25 protein-coding genes are annotated in these 20,935 nt (G+C 70.9%); 17 read left to right on the top strand and 8 right to left on the bottom strand.

Features of this window, described 5'->3' with window-relative positions:
- Positions 1-216 precede the first annotated feature (216 nt).
- From DLJ58_RS03690 to DLJ58_RS03680, 3 genes are all read left to right on the top strand, one after another.
- Positions 217-1,422, top strand: coding sequence for a cellulose binding domain-containing protein (locus DLJ58_RS03690; protein ID WP_124853859.1), 1,206 nt, complete (start codon positions 217-219; stop codon positions 1,420-1,422).
- A gap of 97 nt (positions 1,423-1,519) precedes the next feature.
- On the top strand, positions 1,520-2,107 hold the full coding sequence (locus DLJ58_RS03685; protein ID WP_124853858.1) for a DinB family protein: 588 nt from the start codon (positions 1,520-1,522) through the stop codon (positions 2,105-2,107).
- Positions 2,108-2,124: 17 nt separating this feature from the next.
- Positions 2,125-2,979, top strand: a complete 855-nt coding sequence (locus DLJ58_RS03680; RefSeq protein WP_124853857.1) for a DUF4253 domain-containing protein — start codon at positions 2,125-2,127, stop codon at positions 2,977-2,979.
- Between the two features lie 21 nt (positions 2,980-3,000).
- Here DLJ58_RS03680 and DLJ58_RS03675 read toward each other — a convergent pair whose 3' ends face one another.
- The gene (locus DLJ58_RS03675; RefSeq protein WP_124853856.1) at positions 3,001-4,047 is read right to left on the bottom strand and encodes a serine hydrolase domain-containing protein; all 1,047 of its coding nucleotides are present in this window, start codon (positions 4,045-4,047) and stop codon (positions 3,001-3,003) included.
- A gap of 97 nt (positions 4,048-4,144) precedes the next feature.
- On the opposite strand from DLJ58_RS03675, the gene DLJ58_RS03670 reads away from it, so the two are divergent.
- Positions 4,145-5,014 carry a fructosamine kinase family protein gene (locus DLJ58_RS03670; RefSeq protein WP_244218771.1) on the top strand — a complete coding sequence of 290 codons (870 nt, stop codon included), beginning with the start codon at positions 4,145-4,147 and terminating at the stop codon, positions 5,012-5,014.
- Positions 5,015-5,142: 128 nt separating this feature from the next.
- On the top strand, positions 5,143-6,387 hold the full coding sequence (locus DLJ58_RS03665; RefSeq protein WP_124853855.1) for an MFS transporter: 1,245 nt from the start codon (positions 5,143-5,145) through the stop codon (positions 6,385-6,387).
- Here DLJ58_RS03665 and DLJ58_RS03660 read toward each other — a convergent pair.
- Positions 6,329-7,306, bottom strand: coding sequence for a GlxA family transcriptional regulator (locus tag DLJ58_RS03660; protein WP_208740838.1), 978 nt, complete (start codon positions 7,304-7,306; stop codon positions 6,329-6,331). The two genes, DLJ58_RS03665 and DLJ58_RS03660, sit on opposite strands and share 59 nt — an antisense overlap.
- Positions 7,307-7,412: 106 nt before the next feature.
- Between DLJ58_RS03660 and DLJ58_RS03655 the strand changes: the two genes are divergently transcribed.
- Together DLJ58_RS03655 and DLJ58_RS03650 are read left to right on the top strand one after the other, a co-directional pair.
- Positions 7,413-8,090, top strand: coding sequence for a DJ-1/PfpI family protein (locus tag DLJ58_RS03655; RefSeq protein ID WP_124853854.1), 678 nt, complete (start codon positions 7,413-7,415; stop codon positions 8,088-8,090).
- Positions 8,087-8,572, top strand: coding sequence for a hypothetical protein (locus tag DLJ58_RS03650; RefSeq protein WP_124853853.1), 486 nt, complete (start codon positions 8,087-8,089; stop codon positions 8,570-8,572). The genes DLJ58_RS03655 and DLJ58_RS03650 overlap by 4 nt, the downstream gene beginning before the upstream one ends.
- On the opposite strand, the gene DLJ58_RS03645 is transcribed toward DLJ58_RS03650, so the two are convergent.
- Complete coding sequence (locus tag DLJ58_RS03645) at positions 8,499-9,749, bottom strand: MFS transporter (protein ID WP_124853852.1); 1,251 nt, start codon at positions 9,747-9,749, stop codon at positions 8,499-8,501. The genes DLJ58_RS03650 and DLJ58_RS03645 overlap by 74 nt on opposite strands.
- A 72-nt stretch (positions 9,750-9,821) precedes the next feature.
- Here DLJ58_RS03645 and DLJ58_RS03640 point away from each other — a divergent pair, with 72 nt between their 5' ends.
- Positions 9,822-10,664 carry a LysR family transcriptional regulator gene (locus DLJ58_RS03640; RefSeq protein WP_124853851.1) on the top strand — a complete coding sequence of 281 codons (843 nt, stop codon included), beginning with the start codon at positions 9,822-9,824 and terminating at the stop codon, positions 10,662-10,664.
- Between the two features lie 16 nt (positions 10,665-10,680).
- On the opposite strand, the gene DLJ58_RS03635 is transcribed toward DLJ58_RS03640, so the two are convergent.
- Positions 10,681-11,136, bottom strand: coding sequence for a hypothetical protein (locus tag DLJ58_RS03635; protein WP_124853850.1), 456 nt, complete (start codon positions 11,134-11,136; stop codon positions 10,681-10,683).
- Positions 11,133-11,534 carry a DUF6069 family protein gene (locus DLJ58_RS34410; RefSeq protein WP_124853849.1) on the bottom strand — a complete coding sequence of 134 codons (402 nt, stop codon included), beginning with the start codon at positions 11,532-11,534 and terminating at the stop codon, positions 11,133-11,135. The genes DLJ58_RS03635 and DLJ58_RS34410 overlap by 4 nt, the downstream gene beginning before the upstream one ends.
- A 131-nt stretch (positions 11,535-11,665) precedes the next feature.
- Here DLJ58_RS34410 and DLJ58_RS03625 point away from each other — a divergent pair, with 131 nt between their 5' ends.
- On the top strand, positions 11,666-12,826 hold the full coding sequence (locus DLJ58_RS03625; protein ID WP_244218770.1) for a sensor histidine kinase: 1,161 nt from the start codon (positions 11,666-11,668) through the stop codon (positions 12,824-12,826).
- Positions 12,814-13,476, top strand: coding sequence for a response regulator (locus DLJ58_RS03620; protein WP_244218769.1), 663 nt, complete (start codon positions 12,814-12,816; stop codon positions 13,474-13,476). The genes DLJ58_RS03625 and DLJ58_RS03620 overlap by 13 nt, the downstream gene beginning before the upstream one ends.
- Before the next feature lie 13 nt (positions 13,477-13,489).
- On the opposite strand, the gene DLJ58_RS03615 is transcribed toward DLJ58_RS03620, so the two are convergent.
- Positions 13,490-13,966, bottom strand: a complete 477-nt coding sequence (locus tag DLJ58_RS03615; protein ID WP_124853847.1) for a hypothetical protein — start codon at positions 13,964-13,966, stop codon at positions 13,490-13,492.
- On the bottom strand, positions 13,963-14,556 hold the full coding sequence (locus tag DLJ58_RS03610) for a CDP-alcohol phosphatidyltransferase family protein (RefSeq protein WP_124853846.1): 594 nt from the start codon (positions 14,554-14,556) through the stop codon (positions 13,963-13,965). The genes DLJ58_RS03615 and DLJ58_RS03610 overlap by 4 nt, the downstream gene beginning before the upstream one ends.
- Before the next feature lie 141 nt (positions 14,557-14,697).
- Here DLJ58_RS03610 and DLJ58_RS03605 point away from each other — a divergent pair, with 141 nt between their 5' ends.
- The 3 genes from DLJ58_RS03605 to DLJ58_RS03595 all read left to right on the top strand — a co-directional run bounded on the left by DLJ58_RS03605 (position 14,698) and on the right by DLJ58_RS03595 (position 17,058).
- Positions 14,698-15,801, top strand: coding sequence for a sensor histidine kinase (locus DLJ58_RS03605; protein ID WP_124853845.1), 1,104 nt, complete (start codon positions 14,698-14,700; stop codon positions 15,799-15,801).
- The gene (locus tag DLJ58_RS03600; protein WP_124853844.1) at positions 15,798-16,445 is read left to right on the top strand and encodes a response regulator transcription factor; all 648 of its coding nucleotides are present in this window, start codon (positions 15,798-15,800) and stop codon (positions 16,443-16,445) included. Before DLJ58_RS03605 ends, DLJ58_RS03600 begins: the two co-directional genes overlap by 4 nt.
- 70 nt (positions 16,446-16,515) lie before the next feature.
- Positions 16,516-17,058, top strand: a complete 543-nt coding sequence (locus DLJ58_RS03595) for a DUF6000 family protein (protein WP_124853843.1) — start codon at positions 16,516-16,518, stop codon at positions 17,056-17,058.
- Here the strand turns inward: DLJ58_RS03595 and DLJ58_RS03590 are convergent.
- Complete coding sequence (locus tag DLJ58_RS03590; protein WP_148097974.1) at positions 17,055-17,333, bottom strand: hypothetical protein; 279 nt, start codon at positions 17,331-17,333, stop codon at positions 17,055-17,057. The genes DLJ58_RS03595 and DLJ58_RS03590 overlap by 4 nt on opposite strands.
- Positions 17,334-17,486: 153 nt before the next feature.
- Here DLJ58_RS03590 and DLJ58_RS03585 point away from each other — a divergent pair, with 153 nt between their 5' ends.
- The 4 genes from DLJ58_RS03585 (at position 17,487) to DLJ58_RS03570 (ending at position 20,913) form a co-directional block, all read left to right on the top strand.
- The gene (locus tag DLJ58_RS03585) at positions 17,487-18,350 is read left to right on the top strand and encodes an LLM class F420-dependent oxidoreductase (RefSeq protein WP_124853841.1); all 864 of its coding nucleotides are present in this window, start codon (positions 17,487-17,489) and stop codon (positions 18,348-18,350) included.
- Positions 18,351-18,393: 43 nt separating this feature from the next.
- Positions 18,394-18,897 (top strand): O-acetyl-ADP-ribose deacetylase, encoded by a 504-nt coding sequence (locus tag DLJ58_RS03580; RefSeq protein WP_124853840.1) that lies wholly within the window; start codon positions 18,394-18,396, stop codon positions 18,895-18,897.
- 162 nt (positions 18,898-19,059) lie between these two features.
- Positions 19,060-19,422 (top strand): hypothetical protein, encoded by a 363-nt coding sequence (locus DLJ58_RS03575; RefSeq protein ID WP_124853839.1) that lies wholly within the window; start codon positions 19,060-19,062, stop codon positions 19,420-19,422.
- A 195-nt stretch (positions 19,423-19,617) separates the two neighbouring features.
- On the top strand, positions 19,618-20,913 hold the full coding sequence (locus DLJ58_RS03570) for a GAF domain-containing protein (RefSeq protein WP_124853838.1): 1,296 nt from the start codon (positions 19,618-19,620) through the stop codon (positions 20,911-20,913).
- Positions 20,914-20,935: the final 22 nt, after the last annotated feature.

The raw sequence follows: 20,935 nt of genomic DNA, 5'->3' as shown, positions 1-20,935 counted from the left end.
GTCCCGGCTGGTCAGGACAGACCAGACATTGACACTCGTCATTCGACCGATGATAGTAACTGCATCCAGCTCCCATCGGATCGTCTGTGCGGACCGCGGCCGAATGGCCTTCGCGCCCACGTCGACCCGACTCGTGGCCAGCGCTGACCACCCTCGTCGAGGCGTGAATGAACGACCGCCGCCGGGAGCACCACCGTGACGTGTGCTGGAGGGTCAATGAGAAGACGAGCAAAGATCTACGCGGGGCTGGCGGCCGCCATCGTCCCGGTCACCTCCGTGATCATGGCGCTCGGCGGGACACCGGCGTCCGCCGCCATCGGCGGTTCCGGCCCCTATCCCGCCGACTACGAAACCTCGGCCACCCTGGCCAACCACACCATCTTCCGGCCGCAGACCCTCCCGTCCGAACGCCTGCCCATCGTCGTGTGGGGCAACGGCGGCTGTTCGGCCAACGGCCTGTCCCAGGGCAACTTCCTCCGCGAGATCGCCTCCCACGGCTTCCTCGCCATCGCCAACGGCGCCCCGAACGGATCCGGCTCCACCACCTCCCAGATGCTCACCCAGTCCATCGACTGGGCGGTCGCGGAGAACTCCAGGCAGGGCAGCAAGTACTACAACAAGATCGACACGAGCAAGGTCGCCGTCGCGGGCTTCTCCTGCGGAGGTCTGGAGGCGTACGCCGTCTCGAACGACCCGCGCGTCACCACGACCGGCATCTTCAGCAGCGGTCTGCTCAACGACGCCGACGACTACCAGCTCAGGAGACTGACCAAGCCGATCGCCTACTTCGTCGGCGGGCCCAGTGACATCGCCTACCCGAACGCCATGGACGACTGGGGCAAGCTGCCCGCGGGCCTGCCCGCCTTCATGGGCAACCTGAACGTCGGGCATGGCGGCACCTACGACCAGGCCAACGGCGGCGAGTTCGGCCGGGTGGCGACTCTCTACCTCAAGTGGCGCCTGAAGGGCGACACCACCGCCGGGCGCAACTTCGTCGGCGCCGACTGCGGTCTGTGCCGCAGCCAGTGGAGCGTCCAGCAGAAGAACCTGACGCTCGACGACGGCACGCCGCCCACCACGCCGCCTCCCACCACACCGCCTCCCACCACACCGCCGCCGACCGGTACCACCGGCTGCACCGCGGTCTACTCCGTCCAGGACCAGTGGAACGGCGGATTCGTCGCCAACGTCAGCGTCACCGCGGGAACAACGGCGCTGACCGGCTGGCGGGTCACCCTCATCCTGCCGAGCGGCGCGTCGGTCAGCTCGCTCTGGAACGGGGTCAGCAGCGGCACCAGCGGGACCATCACGGTCGCCAACCAGAGCTACAACGGGCGACTGGCCGCAGGTCAGGCCACCAGTTTCGGCTTCCAGGGCACCGGCAGCGGCAGCGGGGCCACAGCGAGTTGCACCGGAAGCTGACAGCCCCGGGCAGATCGAGTCGTTCGGTGGGCCGGCGCCCCGGCGCCGGCCCACCGAGGGTCCGCTTGGGCGCGGCGGATAGGGAAGACTGGCGCGCATGGCAGATCTGAGCGATCCGAAGGCCGCGCTGCACGCCTACCTCCGGGGGAACCGCGAAGACCTCATCTGGAAGCTCGACGGGCTCAGCGAACGGGAGGTCAGGCTGCCCCGCACGGCGACCGGCAACAACCTGCTGGGCCTGGTCAAGCATTGCCTCAATGTCGAAGCCGGCTACTTCGGGCCCACCTTCGGTCGCGAATTCCCGACGCCCGACGAGTTGGTCCCCCTGACGGCGTTCGACGAGGACCCGCAGGCAGACTGGTACGCCCGTGAGGACGAGACGAAGGACGGGCTGATCGACCTGTATCGCCGGGTCGGCGCGTTCGCCGACCAGACGATCGACCAGCTGCCGCTCGACGCGCCGGGGCAGGTGCCGTGGTGGCCAGATCGGCAGGACGTGACGCTGCAGCGGATCATCATCCACGTGACCTGCGATCTCGCCCGGCACGCCGGGCACGCCGACATCATGCGCGAACAGCACGACACGGCGGTCGGCCTCCGGCGGAACAACAGCGTCATCCCCGACGACTACGACTGGCCGGCGTACGTCAGCAAGCTGACGAAGCTGGCCGACCACTTCGGGTGACCGGGAAAGCTGCGGACGTGCGAGCCGACCTCAACCAGATCGAAGCGGCCTTCCTGGGCACACCACTGGCCGGCCTGCCGGTCGGGCACGGCCCGTCGGGCACCATCCTCGTCGCCGACGTCGACCCCGACCGTCTGCACGAGGTCTGGCAGGCCGCCGAGGCGCTGGTGCCGGTCATCGGACGCCGGCCCGTCATGGTCACCGACGACTTCGACGACGCACTGACGATCCGGTCCGAGCCCGAGCAGGGTCCGTCGGAGTCGGAGCTACGCGCGTTCGTCGAGGCGGCGGCATCCTCCGAACCCTGGCTGACCTACCGCCACTACAGCGAGGACCAACACGTCGACAAGGACGAGATCGGGTTCTACGCGCGTGGCACGACTGGCGTCGACCTGACCGACCTGGTGCCGGATGTGGTGCTGCCGACACCAGTCTCGGTGCTGGAGCGAGCGCTGTACGACCGGCTGCTCGCCGACGCCGACCTGCACGCCCAGGTGCTTGGCAACGTGCGGCTCGTGACGCAGACCGACTACTGGTTCACGCCGGACAGCGTCCTGCTCATGCTGCTGCCCACCAGCGACGTCCACGGCTCGGCGTACTGGGTGGACTTCTACGGTGCGCTCACCGAGGAAGATCAGCAGCAGCTCGCCGAGGTACTGGCGCAGTGGCGGCACCGGTGGGACGCCCGTCTGGTCGCCTCGTGGGGCACCATGCTCCAGTTTCAGGTGGGTCGTCGCCCGACGCCGGGCGACGAGGCGTGGGCTGCCGCCGGTCAGCTCAAGGCGCTCGCTCCGAACCTCGAACTGAGCCGATGGGAGGTCGCCGTCGCCCTACCGGCCGGTGACGCGTGGTTCGTCCACAACCGGCCCTGACCGATACGGTCCCCCCGCAGTTCAACCCTCGTCAACCCGCGCGGTCGTGACGGTACGAGAGACTTCCCGGATCACATCGAGCGGTTCCTCGGTCCAGTGGGAGGCGAGGACGAGTTCCCGGGCCGGGTCGACCCACAGCAGATGTCGTCCGCCGTTGCCCCGAGCGCTGCGGCCGGTCGCCGGGGCTCCGCGCCACGGCACCTGCTCATCATTGAGCCACCACAGATAGCCGTACTCCCGTTTGACCGGGCACGGAGCCCAGGACTGGTCAACCCACTCGGCGCTGAGCAGCCGGGTCCCGGCATGGGTCCCCCGGTCCAGGAAGAGCTGCCCGATCAGGGCCAGGTCCCGGGCCGGGACGATCAGTCCCCCGCCCCAGTGCGCGCCACCGGAGACCGCTTCGACCCGGCGTCCGTCGAGGTCGACGACGCTCGTCCGGTACCCGTGCCACGACCACCGGTCGGAGGCACCCAGCGGGTCCATGACCCGCTCCCGCAACACCTCCGGCAGCGATCTGCGAAACAGCAGCGTCAGCGCGTACGCGAGCAGGTTCATCCGCACGTCGTTGTACGCCCACCCCTGGCCCGGGGGTGTGCCGTGCACCTCGGTCCGCTCGCGGAAGCTCTGCGCGTCGACGCTCGTCGGCTTGCCCCACAGCTCGCCCTCCCACTGGCTCGACTGCTGCAGCAGATGACGCCAGGTGATCTGCTCGTTGTGCGGCCCCCGGAACTCGGGAACGTCGACGACCTGGTGCACCGGTTGGTCCGGCACCAACAGCCCGTCGTCGAAGGCCAGGCCGGCCACCACCGACACGACCGACTTGGTGACGCTGAACGCCATCTCCGGGACGTCCGGGTCGCCCCAGGCCGCGACCTCCCGACCGCCCACCCGGACGACACCACTGGCTCCACTGGCGGCACGCAGCGGGCCGACGACCTCACGATGGCTGGCGTCGGAGACCTGTGCGGCCAGGTAGGTCTCGATGTCGGCGGCGTCTCTGGTCCACCGAGCACCGAACTCCTGGACGGTCCGCTCCAGCCGCTGCTGATCCACCGACACGTGACGCATGCCCCGCAGTGTCCACCACCGCCGCTGCCGCCAGGGCGAGTCGTGACCAGCCGCATAGGATCGGGCGACCTCGTTCGCCGGACCTGAGGAGTGTCCCGTGACCCTGCTGGAGCGCCTGCACCTGGCCGGTATGCGCGAGGTCGTCGCGGTGCAGCCGGTGACCGGCGGGCTCGCGGCCATCGCGGGCATCGCCACCCGCCGGGATGCCCCGTCGGTGTTCGTCAAGGCATTCGCCGACCCGCCGGACGGCGACGTCTTCGGCGCCGAGGCCGAAGGGCTGGCCGCCCTGCGCGAGCTGGGCGGTGTGGCGACACCCGAGGTGATCCTGGCGGATCGGGACGTCCTGGTGTTGTCGGTGTTGAGCGAGAGGCCGCGCAGCGAGGCCTTCTGGGAGCAGTTCGCACACCTGCTCGCCCGCCTGCACCTGACTACGACCCACCCCCGTTTCGGCTGGCACCACGACAACTGGCTGGGCCGTCGCCGCCAGGTCAACACGTGGAACGACGACGGCTTCGCCTTCTTCGCAGAGCACCGGCTGCTGCGTTGGCTCGACGAGCCCCGCGTCGAGGCGGCGCTCGATGCGGAAGACCGTTCGGCGCTGGAACGGCTCTGCGACCGGCTGCCCGACCTGCTGCCGGAGCGTCCGGCGTGTCTGACGCACGGCGACCTGTGGGCACAGAACGTCCTGGCCACCGCGGACGGAGAGCCGGCGCTGATCGACCCGGCCGTGTCGTACCTGTGGGCCGAGGTCGACCTCGCGCACGTGTGGTCCACCTCGCCCCCGCCCGAGGCGCGACGGATGTTCGAGGTCTACGCGGAGCTGACCTCGCTCGACGCCGGCTGGGAGGCCCGGATGCCGGTCATCCAGCTGCGACAACACCTCGCCGTGTTGGCGCAGTTCGACGACGACTGGGGCGCGGCCGATCAGATCCGCGCCGTCCTGGCCCCGTTCCGGACGCGATCCTGACACGGAGGGCCGGCCGCCGAGCGCGGCGGATGGCCCGGCCAGGTGATCCGTTCGACAGCAGCCGAGACCCGCGGTGGAGCGGGGGTCCACCCTCGATTACGGTGACCCGCGGGAATGGGGGGTGGACCATGGCACCGGAGGTGTCGCCGCGAAGGGCCAGGGCTGTGCTCGTCACGCTCTCCCTCGCCGCGTTCGCGTTCATCACGACCGAGCTGCTGCCCGTCGGTCTGATGACCCGCATGGCACCCGATCTGGACCGGTCCCGCTCACAGGTGGGTCTGCTGGTCAGTGGGTACGCCGTGGTGGTGGTGCTGGCGTCCGTGCCGCTGACCCGACTGACTCAGCGCGTCCCCAGGCGGCACCTGCTCGGCGTCACGATGCTCCTGTTCGCCGTCGCGAACGCCGCCGCCGCGCTCGCGCCGACGTACGCCGTGCTGGCCGGCTCCCGCCTGGTGACCGCCCTCGCCCAGGCGCTGTTCTGGTCCGTCGCCACGGCGACCGTGATCGGGCCGTTCCCGGTCGCGGTGCGCGGTCGGGCGGTGGCGCTGTTCGCGACCGGAGCGACGCTCGCCCCGGTGCTCGGCGTACCCTTCGGCACCTGGATCGGGCAGCAAGCCGGCTGGCGCGCGGCGTTCGCGGTGCTGGCCGGGATCGGTGTGGCGATCGCCGCCGCGGTGCTGCTCCTTCTCCCCTCCTATCCCCCGGCCGCCGGCGGCGCCGCCCGGGGCAGTGCACCGGACGGGCGTCGCTTCGCCGTCCTGCTGATCGCCACCGCTCTCGGCATCGGCGGGTTCATGACCCTGCAGACCTACGTGACACCGTTCCTGCTCGACGTCAGCGGCTTCGCCGACGCGGTGCTGGCGCCGTTGCTGTTCGTCTCCGGCGCGGCCGGCGTCGTCGGCACCCTGGTCGCGGCCCGAACCCTGGACACCCGACCGGTCGCTTCGCTGCTGACGCCGCTGGCCATCGGCACGGCCTCGCTGCTCGGGCTCTACGGGCTCGGCGCGCTCAAGCCGGGCGTGGTCGCGCTTCTCGCCGGGATCGGTCTTGCGTACGCGGCGTTCGGCTCCGCCGTGCAGAACCGGATGCTGCAACTGGCCCCGGGCAGCACCGACATCGCGTCGGCCGGGGTCAGCACCGCATTCAATGCCGGCATCGCCGGCGGATCACTGCTCGGCGGTGCCCTCCTGCCCACCTCGGGGGCACTACCGCTGGCGCTCGCCGGCGGGCTGCTGACGCTGGCCGCCCTCACGTTGCTCGCCGTGGACGCCCGTCGCGGCCGCGTCGTCGCGCCTCCATCCACCAGTCCCCCAGCTACGCGCCGGTCTGACTCGCCTGCGGTCGGAAAACCTTCCGGTACGCGCCGGGCGTGACGCCGAGGAGTTGTGTGAACTGAGATCGGAAGTTGCTCGTCGTGGGGAACCCGGTCTGGGCAGCGATCCGGTCGACGGTGTGGTCGGTGGTTTCGAGCAGGTCCTGCGCGTGCCGGATGCGTACCCCCGACACCCACTGCATGGGGCTCTGCCCCGTCTCGTCGTTGAACCGACGCGTCAGCGTACGCACGCTCATGTCGGCTGCGGCGGCGATGTCCGCGAGGGTGAGGTTGCGGTACGCGTTCGCCTCGATCCACGAGAGCGCCCGCTGCAGAGTCGACGTCCGGTAGGTCGCACGGTTCCGAACGATGTACTGCGCCTGCCCTCCTGGGCGGTGCAGCGGTGCGACGGCGAGACGGGCGGCATCCGCGGCGACGGCCACCCCGTAGTCGCGCTGAACGATGTGCAGGCACAGGTCGAGACCGGAGGCCGCTCCGGCGGACGTCAGGATGCTCCCGTTGTCGGTGTAGAGCACGTCGGGGTTCATTCGGACAGCGGGATGCCGTCGGGCGAGTTCGTCGGCGGCGAGCCAGTGTGTCGTCGCGTCCCGCCCGTCGAGCAGGCCCGCCTCGGCCAGGGTGAACGCGCCGACGCAGATGGAGGCGATCCGCGTTCCGTGTTGCGCTGCGGCCCGCAGGGCTGCGAGAACGGCGGGTGGCGAGGGCTGAAACGGGTCGTTCCTGCCCGGCACCACGACGAGGTCGGCCCGCTCGATCGCGTCCAGTTCCTCGTCGACGGCCAGGCGCAGCGGACCGGCCTGGACGGACGGTTCGTGGCCGGCGACGACGAGCCGGTATCCCGGGCGGCCGTCGGGTAGACGAACGCGCCCGAAGGTTTCGATGGCGGTGGCCATATCGAAGGCAATCGCATCCGGGAGCGCGAGCACCACTACCGTGTACATCCCAACAGAATAAGGCATTCGGTACGTGGCCAGATACAGGCGAAGCTTGTCTTGAATGCCATCGCCATTCCATCTGGCATAGCGCGAACATGGGAGGACACCTCCACACCGGAAGAGATCACCCATGCCTCGACTCCACGCCCAGTTCGTACTCTTCGACGGGTTCGATCCCCTCGACGTCATCGCCCCGTTCGAGGTGCTGACCGCCGGAAGCCAACTCCTCGGCGGCACGCTCGCTGTGGAACTCGTCTGCGCGAGCGGCCCCCGCGTCGTGCGATCCGGCAATCCTCAGATCACCCTCACCGCAACCGGCACGCTCGACCCGGACGCGCCCGGTTACGTCGTTGTCCCGGGGGCGGTCGGCCCCGTAGACGGAGACCCGGACGCCGGAGACGACACCATCCCCGTACTCCTGGGCCGTTTCGCGTCGAGCGACGCGATGCCCCTCATCCGTCGCGCGCTCGACAACCCGGAGATCACCGTCGCGGCCTTCTGCGGCGGATCACTCGCCCTCGCGATGGCTGGTCTCCTGGCGGGCCGCACCGCCACCACGCACGGGCTCGGCATCGACCTGCTCAGGGCCACGGGGGTGAACGCCGTCCGCGCTCGCGTGGTGGACGACGGCGACCTCATCAGTGGCGGTGGCGTTACGTCGGGTCTCGACGTAGCCCTCTACCTGCTCGAACGCGACTTCGACCCGCAGACGGCGCACGCCGTGGAGCAACTGTTCGAGTACGAGCGACGCGGAACCACCTGGCGGCTGCCGCGGACGGGCGTGACCAGCGAACGGACCAGCGCGTGAGCGCGTTCCTGCTGTCGATCCACGTGCTCGCGGCCATTCTCACCATCGGCCCGGTCGCCATCGCCGCAAGCATGTTCCCGCGCTTCGCGCGTCTGGCCCTCGCCACGCCCGACGAGCCGGGAAGGGTTGCCGCAGCCCTCATCCTGCACCGCATCACCCGTGTCTACGCGGTGATCGGCGTGCTCGTTCCGGTGTTCGGCCTCGCTACGGCCGCGAGTATCGGCGTGCTCGGCGACCTCTGGCTGATCGTCTCGATGATCCTGACGGTCGCGGCCGCCACCATTCTGGTCGCCTTCATTCTGCCTGGCCAGAAGCGCGTCGTCGGTGCGCTCGACAGGGGCGCACCCGACGCCGGCGGGTTGGTGCCCGATGGCGCCGCACGCCGACTCGGGATGCTGACGGGCGTGTTCAACCTGCTGTGGGCGATCGTCGTCGTGCTGATGATCTACCGACCTGGCTCGACCACGGGAGTCGGCCGGTGAGCCCGCTTCGCATCGCGCAGATCCTCGAACGGCGGGACAGTACGTATCCGGTCCCCGCGGCGGCGAGGCCGGCAAGGCCGGCCGCCGCGAAACCGCCCGCCGGCACGGAGAGGTCGATCGCCACGCCGACGAGCGGGGATCCGAGCGCGAAACCGGCGCTCTGCGCCGACGATTGCAGACCCGTCACCTCGCCGCGTGCGCGGGGCGGCGCCAGGCGGCTCACCGCGTCGGCCACCGAGCCGAGGGTCGGCGCGGTGAGGAGGCCGCTGCCCACGACGGCCACGCACAACCAGGCCCAGTCGTGGGCCAGTCCGGCGGGAATCGTCACGAGCCCGAGCAGGGCGAGCAGCAGCCAGGTGGGCAGCGGCCGGGTCAGCGCGCCGTAGACCAGCCCACCGATGACCGACGACACGCCGAACACCACGACGACCACCGCGGCCCAGGACACCTGACCTGCCTCCCGCAGTGTGGCGACGATGGCGAGGTCGACGCCGCTGAGCAGCGTCGTCGTCCCGAAAGCCATCGTCAGCGCGGCGACCATCCTCGCGCTCAGCCACTGCCGCCGTGGTGGTCGTTCCGCTGCGGCGGCCTCCGCCTCGTCCCGGGCGTGCATCGGTGGGTTGAGCACGGCGATGCCGACGCCGCCAGCCAGGATCGCGGCGCCGACCCCCCACGCCACCACGTCGGGGGACACCGTCGCCGCGCCCAGGATCACCACCGCCGGCCCCACGATGTACGACAGCTCGCCCTGCACGGCTTCCAGCGCGAACGCGGCCCGGCGCTGCTCCGACGTCGTCATCGCGGCGATCGCCTGCCTGCTCACCGCCTGGGCCGGCACCATCAGCAGGCCCGCCACGAAGCTGGCGACCAGCAGGAACCCGTACGGCAGGACCGGCACGCCCAGCCAGAACACGACCTGCGCGGTGACGGTCACCAGCAGGACCAGGCGCAGGCCCCGCGAATCGATCATGCGGCCGAGCAGCGGCCCGCCCAGTGCCACTCCGGCGGTCAGGGCCGCCGCGACCCCACCCGCTGCCGCATAGCTCAACTCCAAGCCGAGGACGACGAAGAGGGTCAGCGCCATGACATCGGCTGTAATGGCGGTGCGGGCCAGCAACGAGACGCCCAGCAGCGGCGCCATTCCTGGCACGGCGAGCACCTGCCGGTAGCTGGTCACCCGGTTGACGCTAGTTCCGCCCGGGTGCCATAAGAAGACGTCATCTTATTGAGGCCGGCATAATGAATCCTTATGGCAAGGGACCTGGAGACCGCCCTGCTGCGATCGTTCGTCGCCGCCGTACGGGAGGGCAGCATCAGCCGTGCCGCGACAGCGCTCGGGCAGACCCAGCCCGGTCTCAGCCAGCAGTTGCGCAAGCTCGAAAGCATCGTCGGCCGTCCGTTGCTGCACCGGTCGTCATCTGGCGTCTCGCCGACCCGGGCGGGCGAAGAGCTCCTGCCGTACGCCGAACGCATCCTCTCGCTGTCCGCACAGGCACTCGCCGAAACCGGACGCGCGCTCACCGGCCACTGTGGCGTCGGGTTGCTCGAAGACCTCGCCGCGTCCCACCTTCCGCAGGCCCTCGCCGACCTCGCCCGGCTGCATCCCGGCGCGACGCTGGAGGTACTCAGCTGCTCCAACGCCGCCATGCGGGAGGCCTACGACGCGGGACGCGTCCAACTCGTGCTCGACGCGGTACCGGACATTCCCGGGCCGCCGCGCTGGACGGTGCGAGCCCCGCTGGTCTGGGCGACCGCGCAGGGCGTGGACGTGGCCGCCGATCCGCTGCCGGTGGTGCTCTTCTCCAACCCGTGCTCCTGGCGTACGTCGGTGCTGGACGCCCTGGAGCGTGCCGATCGGCGCTGGCAGGTGGCCTTCGAGAGCAACAGCCTGGTCGGGGTGCTCGCCGCGGTACGGGCCGGGCTCGGCGTGGCGGCGCTCATGCCCGCGAACCTCGAACCGGTCATGATCTGCCGGGACACTGCTGCCCTGCCCGTCCTGCCGGACGTCGAGTTCGGTCTCGCCCGGCATCCACGCACCGAGGGTGATCCGCTGATCGACGCCGTGGAGACGGTGCTCCGTCGCCTCGTCTGAGCACGCGCCTGGGCGGTCACCCACTCGCCCCGCTGACGACCGCCATCATGATCAGGGTGCGTCGCCGCCGCTGACTCATCAGCGCGAAACAGGCGGTGAGCACCACCAACTCCAGCTCGGCCCACTCGCCGGTGACGTCGACGCGGATCGGCCCGCCGCGTCGGCCGGGGAGGCGTACCGCGAGGCGGTGCCCGTCGCGTACCAACTCACCGCCGCAGCGACCGGGCGCCCAGCGGGCCACCCCGCCGGGCCCCGGCACGTGCGACCGGCCCGGGTCGAGCCGTACCGGCACGCCGTGCTCGCCCCGGGCGGCGAACCCGATACGTCGGCGGTCGGTCGGTGTGACCGTCCAGCGGCCGGCGCCGGTGCGGATCTCGCCGCACCGCCAGGTCCAGCCGGTACGCAGTGAAGCACGCGCCCCGGAGTCGAGGACGAAGGTCCCGTCCTGTTTGCGTACGGTCAGCGTGGTCATCGGTTCGCCCCTTCCGGACGCGACCGGGGCAGACCGAGGATGAGGATGACGCCGACGCTCAGGTGCAGCAGCGCGAGGGTGGCCTTCGCTCCCCCGCCGACGCCACTCGGTGGCCCGACCACGAGCGACAGCAGCAGGACGGCACCCGCGATCGAGGTCCACCAGACACGGGAGCGGTTGGTGCGGCGTTCCAGCACCGCGAGCAGCGCCCAACCGGCCAGCGCCGCGACGGCCGCGGCCACGATGACCGCCGCCACCGTGATCTGCCGGGTCGAGTTTGCGGACCTGACCGCCAGGTCGACACCGGCTGCCGAGCGCAGAAGCGCGAACTCGACCACCGCCACCACGATCGCGCCGGCCGCCACCGCGGCCCGTCCCAGGAGAAGGTTGTTCGTCATGCTCTGAGTCTGTGGACCGGGCCGGGTCGGACGCGTCGGTCCAGAAGCCGCGGCGGGTACGTCCGATGGCGGCTCGGCGTACTACCAAAGGAGGTGGTCCGGCCGGCCGCGAGGCCAGTAGCGTGCGCGGTGTGGATGCGGCGACGTGCGAGGTCAAGCCGCCGCGGACGTGGCGTTCCGTCCCGGTGGTCGTGACGACCGTGGCGGTCGGCGTCCTCGTCGCGACCATGCTGTGGTCCGCCACCCGGTCCAGCTCCGCCGGCCTGGTCGGCGTCGACGTCGCGCTGGCGGTGGCCGCCCTGGCCCTCGTTCCGGTGGTCCTCCGCCGACCGTGGATCGGTGGCGTGCTGGCCGGCCTGCTCGTCGCGCTGTCTCCGGTGGCCACGCCGGTGGCCAGCTTCGCGGTGCTGTTCATCGCCCGCAACCGGCCGTTTCGGCAGGCGGCGGCGGTGGCGGCGGTCGGCGTCGCGGGCGAGGCGGTGCAGGCGTTCTGGCGGCCGGTGCCCAGCCTGCCGTACGGGTGGCGGCTGGTGCTGATGACGATCGCCTACGCGGCCCTGCTCGGCTGGGGCACCTGGGCGCAGGCCCGCAACGCCCTGCTGGCGGCGCTGCGGGACCGGGCCCGGCGCGCCGAGCAGGAGCAGGAACGACGGGTCGACGAAGCGCGGGCGGCGGAGCGCAACCGGATCGCGCGGGAGATGCACGACGTGCTGGCCCACCGGCTGTCCCTGCTGGCGGCGGCCGCCGGCGCGATGGAGTACCGGCCGGACGCGCCGCCCGAGCGGCTCAGCGCCGCCGCCGGGGTGATCCGGGCCAGCGCACACCACGCCCTCGACGAGCTGCGCGAGGTCATCACCCTGCTGCGCAGCGACGACACCGAGTCGCCGACCGACGCACCACCCGGGCAGACCCTCGCCGACCTGCCGCGCCTGGTCGACGAGGCGCGGGCCGCCGGACAGCAGATTGAGGTCGACGACCCGCTCGGCCCGCCGGTCGAGATCCCCCCGACGGTCGGCCGCACCGCGTACCGGATCGCTCAGGAGGCCCTGACCAACGCCCGCAAGCACGCCGCCGGCCAGCCGGTCCGGCTGGTGCTCGGCGGCGCACCCGGCTCCGGCCTGAGCATCGCGGTGAGCAACCCGACCACGCCCGACAGCGGCACCAACGGCAGCGCCGGTACCGGCCTGATCGGCCTCGCCGAACGAGCTGCGCTCACCGGCGGCCGGGTCGCGCACCACGTCGACGCAGCGGGTCGGTTCCACCTCACCGCATGGTTGCCGTGGCCGACGTGACGGGTCCGATCCGGGTCGTCATCGTCGACGACGATGCCCTCGTACGGGGAATGCTCACGCTGATGCTCGACGGCGCCGACGGGATCGTCGTGGTGGGCGAGGCCGCCGACGGCGCCACGGCGATCACGGCGGTGGACCGGCACCTGCCGGACGTGGTGCTGATGGACATCAGGATGCCCGGCGTCAACGGCATCACCGCCACCGAGCGCCTGCGCCGCCGCCACCGACCACCCGAGATCATCGTGCTCACCACGTTCGACACCGACGAGCACGTGGTGCGAGCCCTCCGAGCCGGCGCTAGCGGCTTCCTGCTCAAGGACACCCCGCCCGAGCAGATCAGTCAGGCGGTCCGCGCGGTGGCGGCCGGCAACCCGATGCTGTCTCCGGGCGTGACGCGCCGCCTCATGCAGCGGGTCGCGTCGGGGGCCGAGTCCTACGAGCAGGCGCACGAGCGGCTTGCCCTGCTCACACCCCGGGAACGCGACGTCGTGCTGGCCATCGCGCAGGGTCGCTCCAACGCCGAGATCGCCAGCGAGCTGCTGATGAGCGTGACGACGGTGAAGGCCCACGTCTCGCACATCCTGACCAAGCTGGATCTCGACAACCGCACCCAGATCGCCCTGCTCGCTCACGACGGTCGGCTCCTCTGACGGGGAGTCGAGGTCAGGCCAGCACCGCTGGCAGGACGAGCAGGGCGAAACGGATCACCCGCCCGGAGAGGCAGGCGACGGCGAACTCCCAGCGTCGAAGGCCCGCGGTGCCGGCGGCAAGGCTGACGACGGCCAGCGGTGGAACCCCGACCGCGGCGGAGGCCAGCACGGTCGGTAGGGCGGTGCGGCGGCGGGAGAGCCAGCGTCGGATCGGCTCGGTCCACCGCGCGGCCCGAGCCGCCGCTCGACCTGACTTTGCCCGCTTCGCGACCTTCTGGGCCAGTCGCCCCGACCCGCGACGCGCCGACTCGAACAGCAGCAGCTTGCCGACGGTCTGCCCGAGCGCCAGGGCGACCACCACGGCGACGAGAGCATGGCCGCCGCCGCGTTGCCCGGCGACCACGGCATAGGCCTCGGCGTTGACGATCGGGACGAGCGCCGAAGCGACACCGTAGCCGAGCGCCACCACGGTCTCGGCGAGGCTGCTCATGCCCGGCCGTCCCGTTCGAGCAGCCGGACCACCGCTGCGACCGACCACAGCTTCACCGCGACGACAGCGACGGCGACGCCCAGCGCGAGGAGGTACTGCCCGAACGCGATGGCGCCGATGACCCCGGCGGTGTTGGCGACCTTGGCCAGGGGCGACCAGTTCAACTCCCACACCCGCCGGTCGACCAGGTGGAAGTAGTTGGGGCTCAGCAACGGCCAGCACAGGAACGCCAGCGACAGCATGGTGTCCAGCACCAGGAACGAGAGCAGGAAGACCACTGCCACGACCGCGACGTCCGGCACGAGGGAGACAAGGCCCACGCAGAGTACGGCGGTGCACGCGCGGTCGCTCACGATGTCGAAGACGGCCCCGGCCCGGGTCTCCTGTCCGAGCCGGCGGGCAGCCCAGCCGTCGAGCACGTCACCGATCCAGTAGATACCGTACGATACCGCCATCAACGCCACCGACCCGGAGACGAGGGCCGCGATACCGACGGTGACAGCGGCGACCGTGCGAACGGCGGTGATGTAGTTGGGAACCGTACGAAGCGGGCCGACGGTGATGGCGGCGCGGGAGTCGACGAGAGTCACCTCCGCAGAGTCGTCCGGCGGACGTTTTCGCGGAACGTGCCGGGGTGCCGATCTGGTCCCGAGGGCGGTACCGGGGTGCCGGCCGATCCGGTACCTGGGTACTGGCCGGCCTTCCGGCTGGTCACGGAGACTGTGCGGGTGATGCCTGGAATCCGCGAACGGTTGCGCGACCCCGAGCGAGTGCGCCGGCTCGCGTACGCTGCGGTGGTTTTGATCATCGCCGCGGTGGTCACCACCGTCGAGGACGGCGTGTCCGTGCCGTCGGGCTGGGCGTGGCTGGTGCTGCCGGTCGGCCTCGGGGCCACGGCGCTGCGCCCCCGCTACCGAACCCTGGTCTTCGCGGTCTGCGCGGGGTTCGTGGCGATCGTGAGCACCGGCGAGTCGGTGCAGTTGGGCCTCGCGGCCGCCGGCCTGGTGTTCGTCTCGGTCTGCGAGGACCCGGCCCGCCACCCGTGGCTGGGCTGGGTGGGTGGCCTGGTCGGCGCGGCAGGTGCCCTCACCAACGCGCTGCTCAACGGACGAGGGCTGTACGAGCAGCCGTTCTTCTTCGTGACGGCCGGCTATCTCCTGGCGGTCCTGTTGCGATCGTGGTCACGCGGTCGCGCCCTGACCCGGGAGACAGCCGACCTGCGCGGCCAGGCCGCCTGGCTCGAACAGCGCACCAACCTGGCCCGCGAACTGCATGACGTGGTCGGCCACCACGTCACCGCGATGGTGGTGCAGGCCGAGGCGGGCCAGCTCAGTGACGACCCGGGGGCGGCGCTGCGGGCGATCGCGGGCAGTGGCCGCACCGCACTGAGCGAGCTGGACACGCTCGTCGTGCACCTGCGCGATCCGGACGCGTCGATCGCGGTGAGCGCGCCACCGCGCCTGTCCGACATCGACGAGCTGCTCGCCCAGCCGCTGCGCCAGCAGGGCGTGACGGTGCGGGTCCAGCTGGACCCCGAGCCGGGCCTGGACGAGATCGGCGTGTTGACCGCCTACCGCATCGCCCAGGAGGCCCTCACCAACATCGCCCGCCACGCGAAAGCCACGGCGGCCTGGGTCGAACTGGTCCGCGTCGGCGACCACGCCCGCCTGCGGATCAGCGACGATGGCATCGGGCCGCCCCGCGCACCCACGAGCGGCTCGGGCCTGCTCGGCATCGGGGAACGCGTCTCCGCGCGCGGCGGGACCTGGGAGCTGAGCCAGCGCCCCGGCGGCGGCACAGTGGTGCAGGCCAACCTGCCGGTGGCGAACAGATGATCCGCGTTGCGATCGCCGACGACCAGGAGCTGGTCCGGGACGGCTTCAGCCTGATCCTGCGGTCCCAACCCGACATTCAGGTCGCGGCCGAGGCGGCGGACGGCCGACAGCTCCTCGACGCCGTACGTCGAGACTCCCGCATCGACGTCGCCCTCGTCGACATCCGCATGCCGGTGCTCGACGGCCTGCAAGCCACCCGCGAGCTGGCCACGATCCCGCACGCCCCGGCCGTCATCGTCGTCACCACCTTCGACGACGACGCCTACGTCCTGGACGCCATCGCCGCCGGCGCACGAGGGTTCCTGCTCAAACGCTCCAGCGCCCGTGACCTGATCGCCGCGGTGCGCACCGTCGCGGCCGGCGAGGCGGTCCTCTCCGCCGAGGTCACCGGCGCGGTACTCGACCGGGTCCGCGCGACCGGCCCGGCCTCCCGCGTGGAGTTGGCGGCCTACCAGCTGACCGCCCGGGAGATCGACGTGCTCGCCCTGATCGGCGCCGGACTCAACAACAACGAGATAGCCGAACGCCTCTACCTGTCCATGAGTACCGTGAAGACCCACGTGACCAACGTGCTGGCCAAGACCGGCAGCCGCGACCGCGTACGAGCCGCCATCCTGGCGATCCAGGCCGGCCTCGCACCATGACCGGAACCAGCCGGCTGGCTCGACCTGGGCGTCTTTGTCGCCGAGCAGGCTCGCCCGCTAGGTTGCGGACGTGGACCAAGGGGATATCGACGACGTGATCGACCGCTGCGTCGTGCCGTTCTACCTCGACATGATGGGAACCAATGCCATCAGGTACGGGCAACCGCTGACAACGGCACTCGGCGATGCGAGCCGAGGTGTCACCCCAGCCCAGGTGACGGCGCTCCTGCGGGACGGCTGGCGTCCGCAGGTCATGGGTGCCTGGTATTCGGTGACAGTTGCCGGACCCGAGGTGACCACCGCCGTTCTGCACGCCCTCGCCACATCGCGGGGTGCCCTCGACGCACCGTCGCTCGCGACAGCCGCCGTTGTTCTGGCCGGCCCTGAGGCCATCGAAGCCCTTGAGCGATACTTCGCCGCGGACCAGGCGAAGGGTTGGGGAGCGAGTGGGATCATCGCCGCCGCTGCGGACCACGTCCGTCGTCATCACCACGTCAACACCTCGCTCCCAGCGCCGAGCAAGACGGACCAGGACACTTTTGCGGCTCTGCTCGACGTCGCACGTCGGCTGCGAGTTGCCAGCCGCGGTGACGGGGCTCGCACCGTGAGCTAGGGATCGGTGCGTACCAGCCGACACTGCGGGCTGGCCTGCCAAGCCCCGAACAGCGCCCTCGCCGGGACGGCGATGAAGAGGGACGACGCGATGGTCAGCACCACGGCCACAGGAGCGACGTGCTCCGCCTGCCACTCGAAATCGCCCGCCGTGATCGCCGTCTGGTCGATGCCGGTGAGCGCCTCGATCGGCAGGTACTCGACGCGCAGTCCGTGCGCAACCAGCGCAAGCAGGAGCACCGTCGATATCCACATCAGGCTGAGCCGCAGGGTCATCGACCAGGTTGAACCCATGCCGCGACGCTACCGTGGATCGGCTCGGTCTTGGCACCCCACAGACTCTGCCGGCGGCCCCGTCGGCCCGCTCACATCGGGCCTGGGGAGCGCAAGCTGACGCGGTCAGCGGCCGATCGGTCGTAGGGTTGCCGTATGGCACAACGACTCGTCAGCGTATGGCAACCGTTCTTCCTTGCTAGCGAGAGTCAGGGCGCGGCCATCGACGCCGCGACCGAGTTGGAGGACCTCGGCTACTCACGAATCTGGTTCTCCGGTGGTTTCGGCGAGAACGTCGCCCCCCGCTTCCGGGAGATCCTGGACGGGACCACGCGCATCGGGGTCGCCACCGGGATCGTGAGCATCTGGCACTCGTCGCCACCCGAGGCGGCGGCGTTCGCCAAGGACGCGGAGCAGGCGCATCCCGGCCGGTTCCTGCTCGGTCTCGGCGCCAGCCACGCAGTGGTGGTGGAAAGCGGCGGCACCGACTATCGCAAGCCGTACTCACGGATGGTGCAGTACCTCGACGGCCTCGACGCGGCCGGGCTCCCGCCCGAGCGGCGCATCCTGGCCGCACTGGGCCCGCGGATGCTCGAACTCTCCCGCGACCGCTCGACCGGGGCGCACCCGTACTTCGTCCCTGCCGAGCACACCGCCGAAGCCCGGGCGGCAATCGGACCCGACCGGCTGCTCGCCCCCGAGGTCGCGGTGGTCCTCGACGGAGACGCCACCACCGCGCGCGCCACCGCCCGCCAGTACACGAGCGGGTACCTCGCACTGCCGAACTACACCAACAACCTGCGGCGATTCGGCTGGACCGACGAGGACTTCGCCGACGGCGGCAGTGACCGCCTCGTCGACGCCCTGATCCCGTGGGGCAGCGTCGAGAAGGTGGTGGCCGGGTTGGAGAAGCACTACCAGGCCGGCGCGGACGAGGTGGCGATCCAGGTGCTCAACGGCGGCGACGACACGACGTTCCCCGCCGACGCGTTCCGCGCCCTCGCCGCAGCACTGATCTGACCTCGGAAAGGTGGGGCTGACGGGCTGGTGGCATCATCGAGCCATGCCTGTGGTCGACGTTGTTCGTGGCGACATCACCAGTGAGGGCGTCGACGCCGTCGTGACCGCGGCGAACGAGTCGCTGTTGGGTGGCGGCGGTGTCGACGGGGCGATTCACCGTGCGGCGGGGCCGCGTCTGGCCCAGGCGGGGGCAGCGCTGGCTCCGTGTGATCCCGGCGATGCGGTTGCCACGCCAGCTTTTGACCTGGACCCACCAATACGTCACGTCATTCACACCGTTGGCCCGGTCTGGGAAGGCGGCGGCCACGGCGAGGCCGACCTTCTGGCGTCGTGCTATCGGCGCAGCCTTGAGGTTGCCGATGAGATCGGCGCTCGCAGCGTCGCCTTCCCCGCCATCGCCACTGGCGTGTACGGATTCCCGGCCGACCGGGCAGCGAGGATCGCAATCTCGACCATCAGGGCAACGCCGACAAGGGTTGAGCGTGTTCGCCTGGTCGCCTTCGACGACGCCACCTACGAACTGCTGACTGCGGCGCTTCAGGGTTGATTGTCGGCCGTCGCAGGAACCGCGCGTGCCGTCGAGGCGTTGGCCGGCGCCGGACCATCGTCGTCCACTCTGGCATACTTCCCGGCATGACCGCACAGCGAAGGGACCGTGCCGCGTAGGCGACCTGGGGCGCTACGCGCCGCCAAACCCAGTCGTCGACAGGTGCCCGAATCCCGTGCACACTTTCACGGCATCTCCGGCAAGGCCGTCGCCGACGTCGTTCGGCTGGAGCGCCACAACAACCGCTTGTATCCCGGTGATATCGGCCGCGCACTTCGGGGCTGGACCGACAAGGTACGAAGCCCTGCCCGTGACCTGCTGGACGATTTTGGCGGGTGCCCCTGCGGTTGCACCTCGGACTATCGGGATCGGGCGGTGCTGGACATCGCCCTGCGATCGCTGACCGGAAAAACGGCGCGGGAGCTGCGGCGGGTCGTCGGTGCAGCCGATGATCTGTTCCTCAGTCGAACCCTGGCCAACCCCTGGGCCGATCCCCGCGCCCCCTGGTGGGAGCAGCGGATCTGAACCCCTATGCGACGCGCTGTTCGGGCGACCGGTTGCGGTGCGTGGTTGCTGGGTAATACCTGAATGTCGGGCACACATGGGTACGCTGCACCGGCGGTGGCCCCAACCAACTCCGCCGCACCGCAGCCACCCGCACCGACGGGTGGCACCGTCGGTCGTTGCCCGTATCCCGCAGACGAGAGGCGAACCCACACCATGACCGCAGTACTAGGCCAACGGTCTACTGCTGTTGCGGGTTCGGCGGCTGCCGAGCAAGTAGCGGAGGAGGACCTGCGGGCGTTGTTCGGGCAGTCCATCGCCGTCTTCGCGTCTCTGGCGGGGCCATCGCACCGGGTGGAGACGGCGAACCCGGCGTTCTTCGCCACCATCGGCGAAGAACGGGCACGGGTCGGGGTGGCAATCGCCGAGCTGATGCCCGAGCTGGCCGACCAGGGATTCATCGCGCTCCTGGACCGGGTCTTCCGCACGGGTGAGCCGCACACCGGCCGTGACGTCCGGGTCGTGCTGGGCAGCGGCCCGCAGGCGCGGGAGGCGTTCTTCGACTTCACCTACGAGCCGCGTCGGGACGCCGACGGCAACGTGACCGGGATCCGTGTGCTCGGCGTGGAGACCACGCAGGTCAAGCATGCCCAACGGCTGATGGCCGAACACCGTGCCCTGCTGGAGCAGATCGCCCGTCAGGCACCCCTGGCCGAGGTGCTCGACGGGATGGCCCGCTGTATCGAGAACCTCGCACCGCAGGAGGTGCTCGTCTCCGTCCTGCTCGCCGATCCCGACGCCCGGCACCTGCGCCACGGCGCCGCGCCGAGTCTGCCCGACTTCTACAACAAGGCCATCGACGGCATCGCGACCGGCGAAGGTGTCGGCTCGTGCGGCACCGCCGCCCACCGGCGGGAACCAGTCATCGTCACCGACATCGCCACCGACCCGTTCTGGGACCACTTCCGGGACCTGGCCGACCAGGCTGGATTGGCGGCCTGCTGGTCCACGCCGATCCTGGCCCGCGACGGCGGCTTGTTGGGCACCTTCGCGATGTACCACCGCACCCCGCGCGTCCCGCAGGACACCGACCTCGCCCTCACCCGGCTCTTCGCCGGCACCGCAGCCCTGGCCATCGAACGCCACCACATCGAGCAGGCGAAACTCGCCGCCGAGGCACGCGCCAAGTCGGCCAATGACGAACTGGCCAAGGTGCTGCGCGTGGAGCGGGAGCTGCGCGCCGAGGCTGAGCAGCGCGCCGCCACCGCCGCTGAACTCGCCACCCAGATGCGTGCCGCCGCCGCCGCGCAGGCCGCCGCGCCGCACCCCGAGCACTGCCAGCTCGGCGGCGCCGCAGGGTGCACCGCGCCAGCCGAGGTCAAGATCGCCGATTCGTGGGGGGACGCGGCGTGGGGCTGCCCCGCCCACGTCGAGGAGGCCATCCTCAACGTGCGGTCGGTGTTCATCGCCAGCGAGGAGCTCGGCGGCCTGGCCGCCTACCTCAACCGCTGATCGCGCGCGAGAGCGCCGCAGG

Source organism: Micromonospora arida, assembly GCF_003857035.1.
GTDB classification, from domain to species: Bacteria; Actinomycetota; Actinomycetes; order Mycobacteriales; family Micromonosporaceae; genus Micromonospora; species Micromonospora arida.
Note: the sequence above shows the minus strand (reverse complement) of the source record. Positions and strands in the feature narration are given on the sequence as shown.

Bases quoted from the DNA above. Each gene is read 5' to 3' on its own strand.
- DLJ58_RS03585 (WP_124853841.1), top strand. From the start codon at position 17,487: ATGGCACAACGACTCGTCAGCGTATGGCAACCGTTCTTCCTTGCTAGC.
- DLJ58_RS03590 (WP_148097974.1), bottom strand. From the start codon at position 17,333: ATGACCCTGCGGCTCAGCCTGATGTGGATATCGACGGTGCTCCTGCTT.
- DLJ58_RS03635 (WP_124853850.1), bottom strand. From the start codon at position 11,136: ATGACCACGCTGACCGTACGCAAACAGGACGGGACCTTCGTCCTCGAC.
- DLJ58_RS03655 (WP_124853854.1), top strand. From the start codon at position 7,413: ATGCCTCGACTCCACGCCCAGTTCGTACTCTTCGACGGGTTCGATCCC.
- DLJ58_RS03640 (WP_124853851.1), top strand. From the start codon at position 9,822: ATGGCAAGGGACCTGGAGACCGCCCTGCTGCGATCGTTCGTCGCCGCC.
- DLJ58_RS03605 (WP_124853845.1), top strand. From the start codon at position 14,698: ATGCCTGGAATCCGCGAACGGTTGCGCGACCCCGAGCGAGTGCGCCGG.
- DLJ58_RS03660 (WP_208740838.1), bottom strand. From the start codon at position 7,306: ATGCCTTATTCTGTTGGGATGTACACGGTAGTGGTGCTCGCGCTCCCG.
- DLJ58_RS03615 (WP_124853847.1), bottom strand. From the start codon at position 13,966: ATGAGCAGCCTCGCCGAGACCGTGGTGGCGCTCGGCTACGGTGTCGCT.
- DLJ58_RS03600 (WP_124853844.1), top strand. From the start codon at position 15,798: ATGATCCGCGTTGCGATCGCCGACGACCAGGAGCTGGTCCGGGACGGC.
- DLJ58_RS03675 (WP_124853856.1), bottom strand. From the start codon at position 4,047: ATGCGTCACGTGTCGGTGGATCAGCAGCGGCTGGAGCGGACCGTCCAG.
- DLJ58_RS03690 (WP_124853859.1), top strand. From the start codon at position 217: ATGAGAAGACGAGCAAAGATCTACGCGGGGCTGGCGGCCGCCATCGTC.
- DLJ58_RS34410 (WP_124853849.1), bottom strand. From the start codon at position 11,534: ATGACGAACAACCTTCTCCTGGGACGGGCCGCGGTGGCGGCCGGCGCG.
- DLJ58_RS03570 (WP_124853838.1), top strand. From the start codon at position 19,618: ATGACCGCAGTACTAGGCCAACGGTCTACTGCTGTTGCGGGTTCGGCG.
- DLJ58_RS03685 (WP_124853858.1), top strand. From the start codon at position 1,520: ATGGCAGATCTGAGCGATCCGAAGGCCGCGCTGCACGCCTACCTCCGG.
- DLJ58_RS03665 (WP_124853855.1), top strand. From the start codon at position 5,143: ATGGCACCGGAGGTGTCGCCGCGAAGGGCCAGGGCTGTGCTCGTCACG.
- DLJ58_RS03580 (WP_124853840.1), top strand. From the start codon at position 18,394: ATGCCTGTGGTCGACGTTGTTCGTGGCGACATCACCAGTGAGGGCGTC.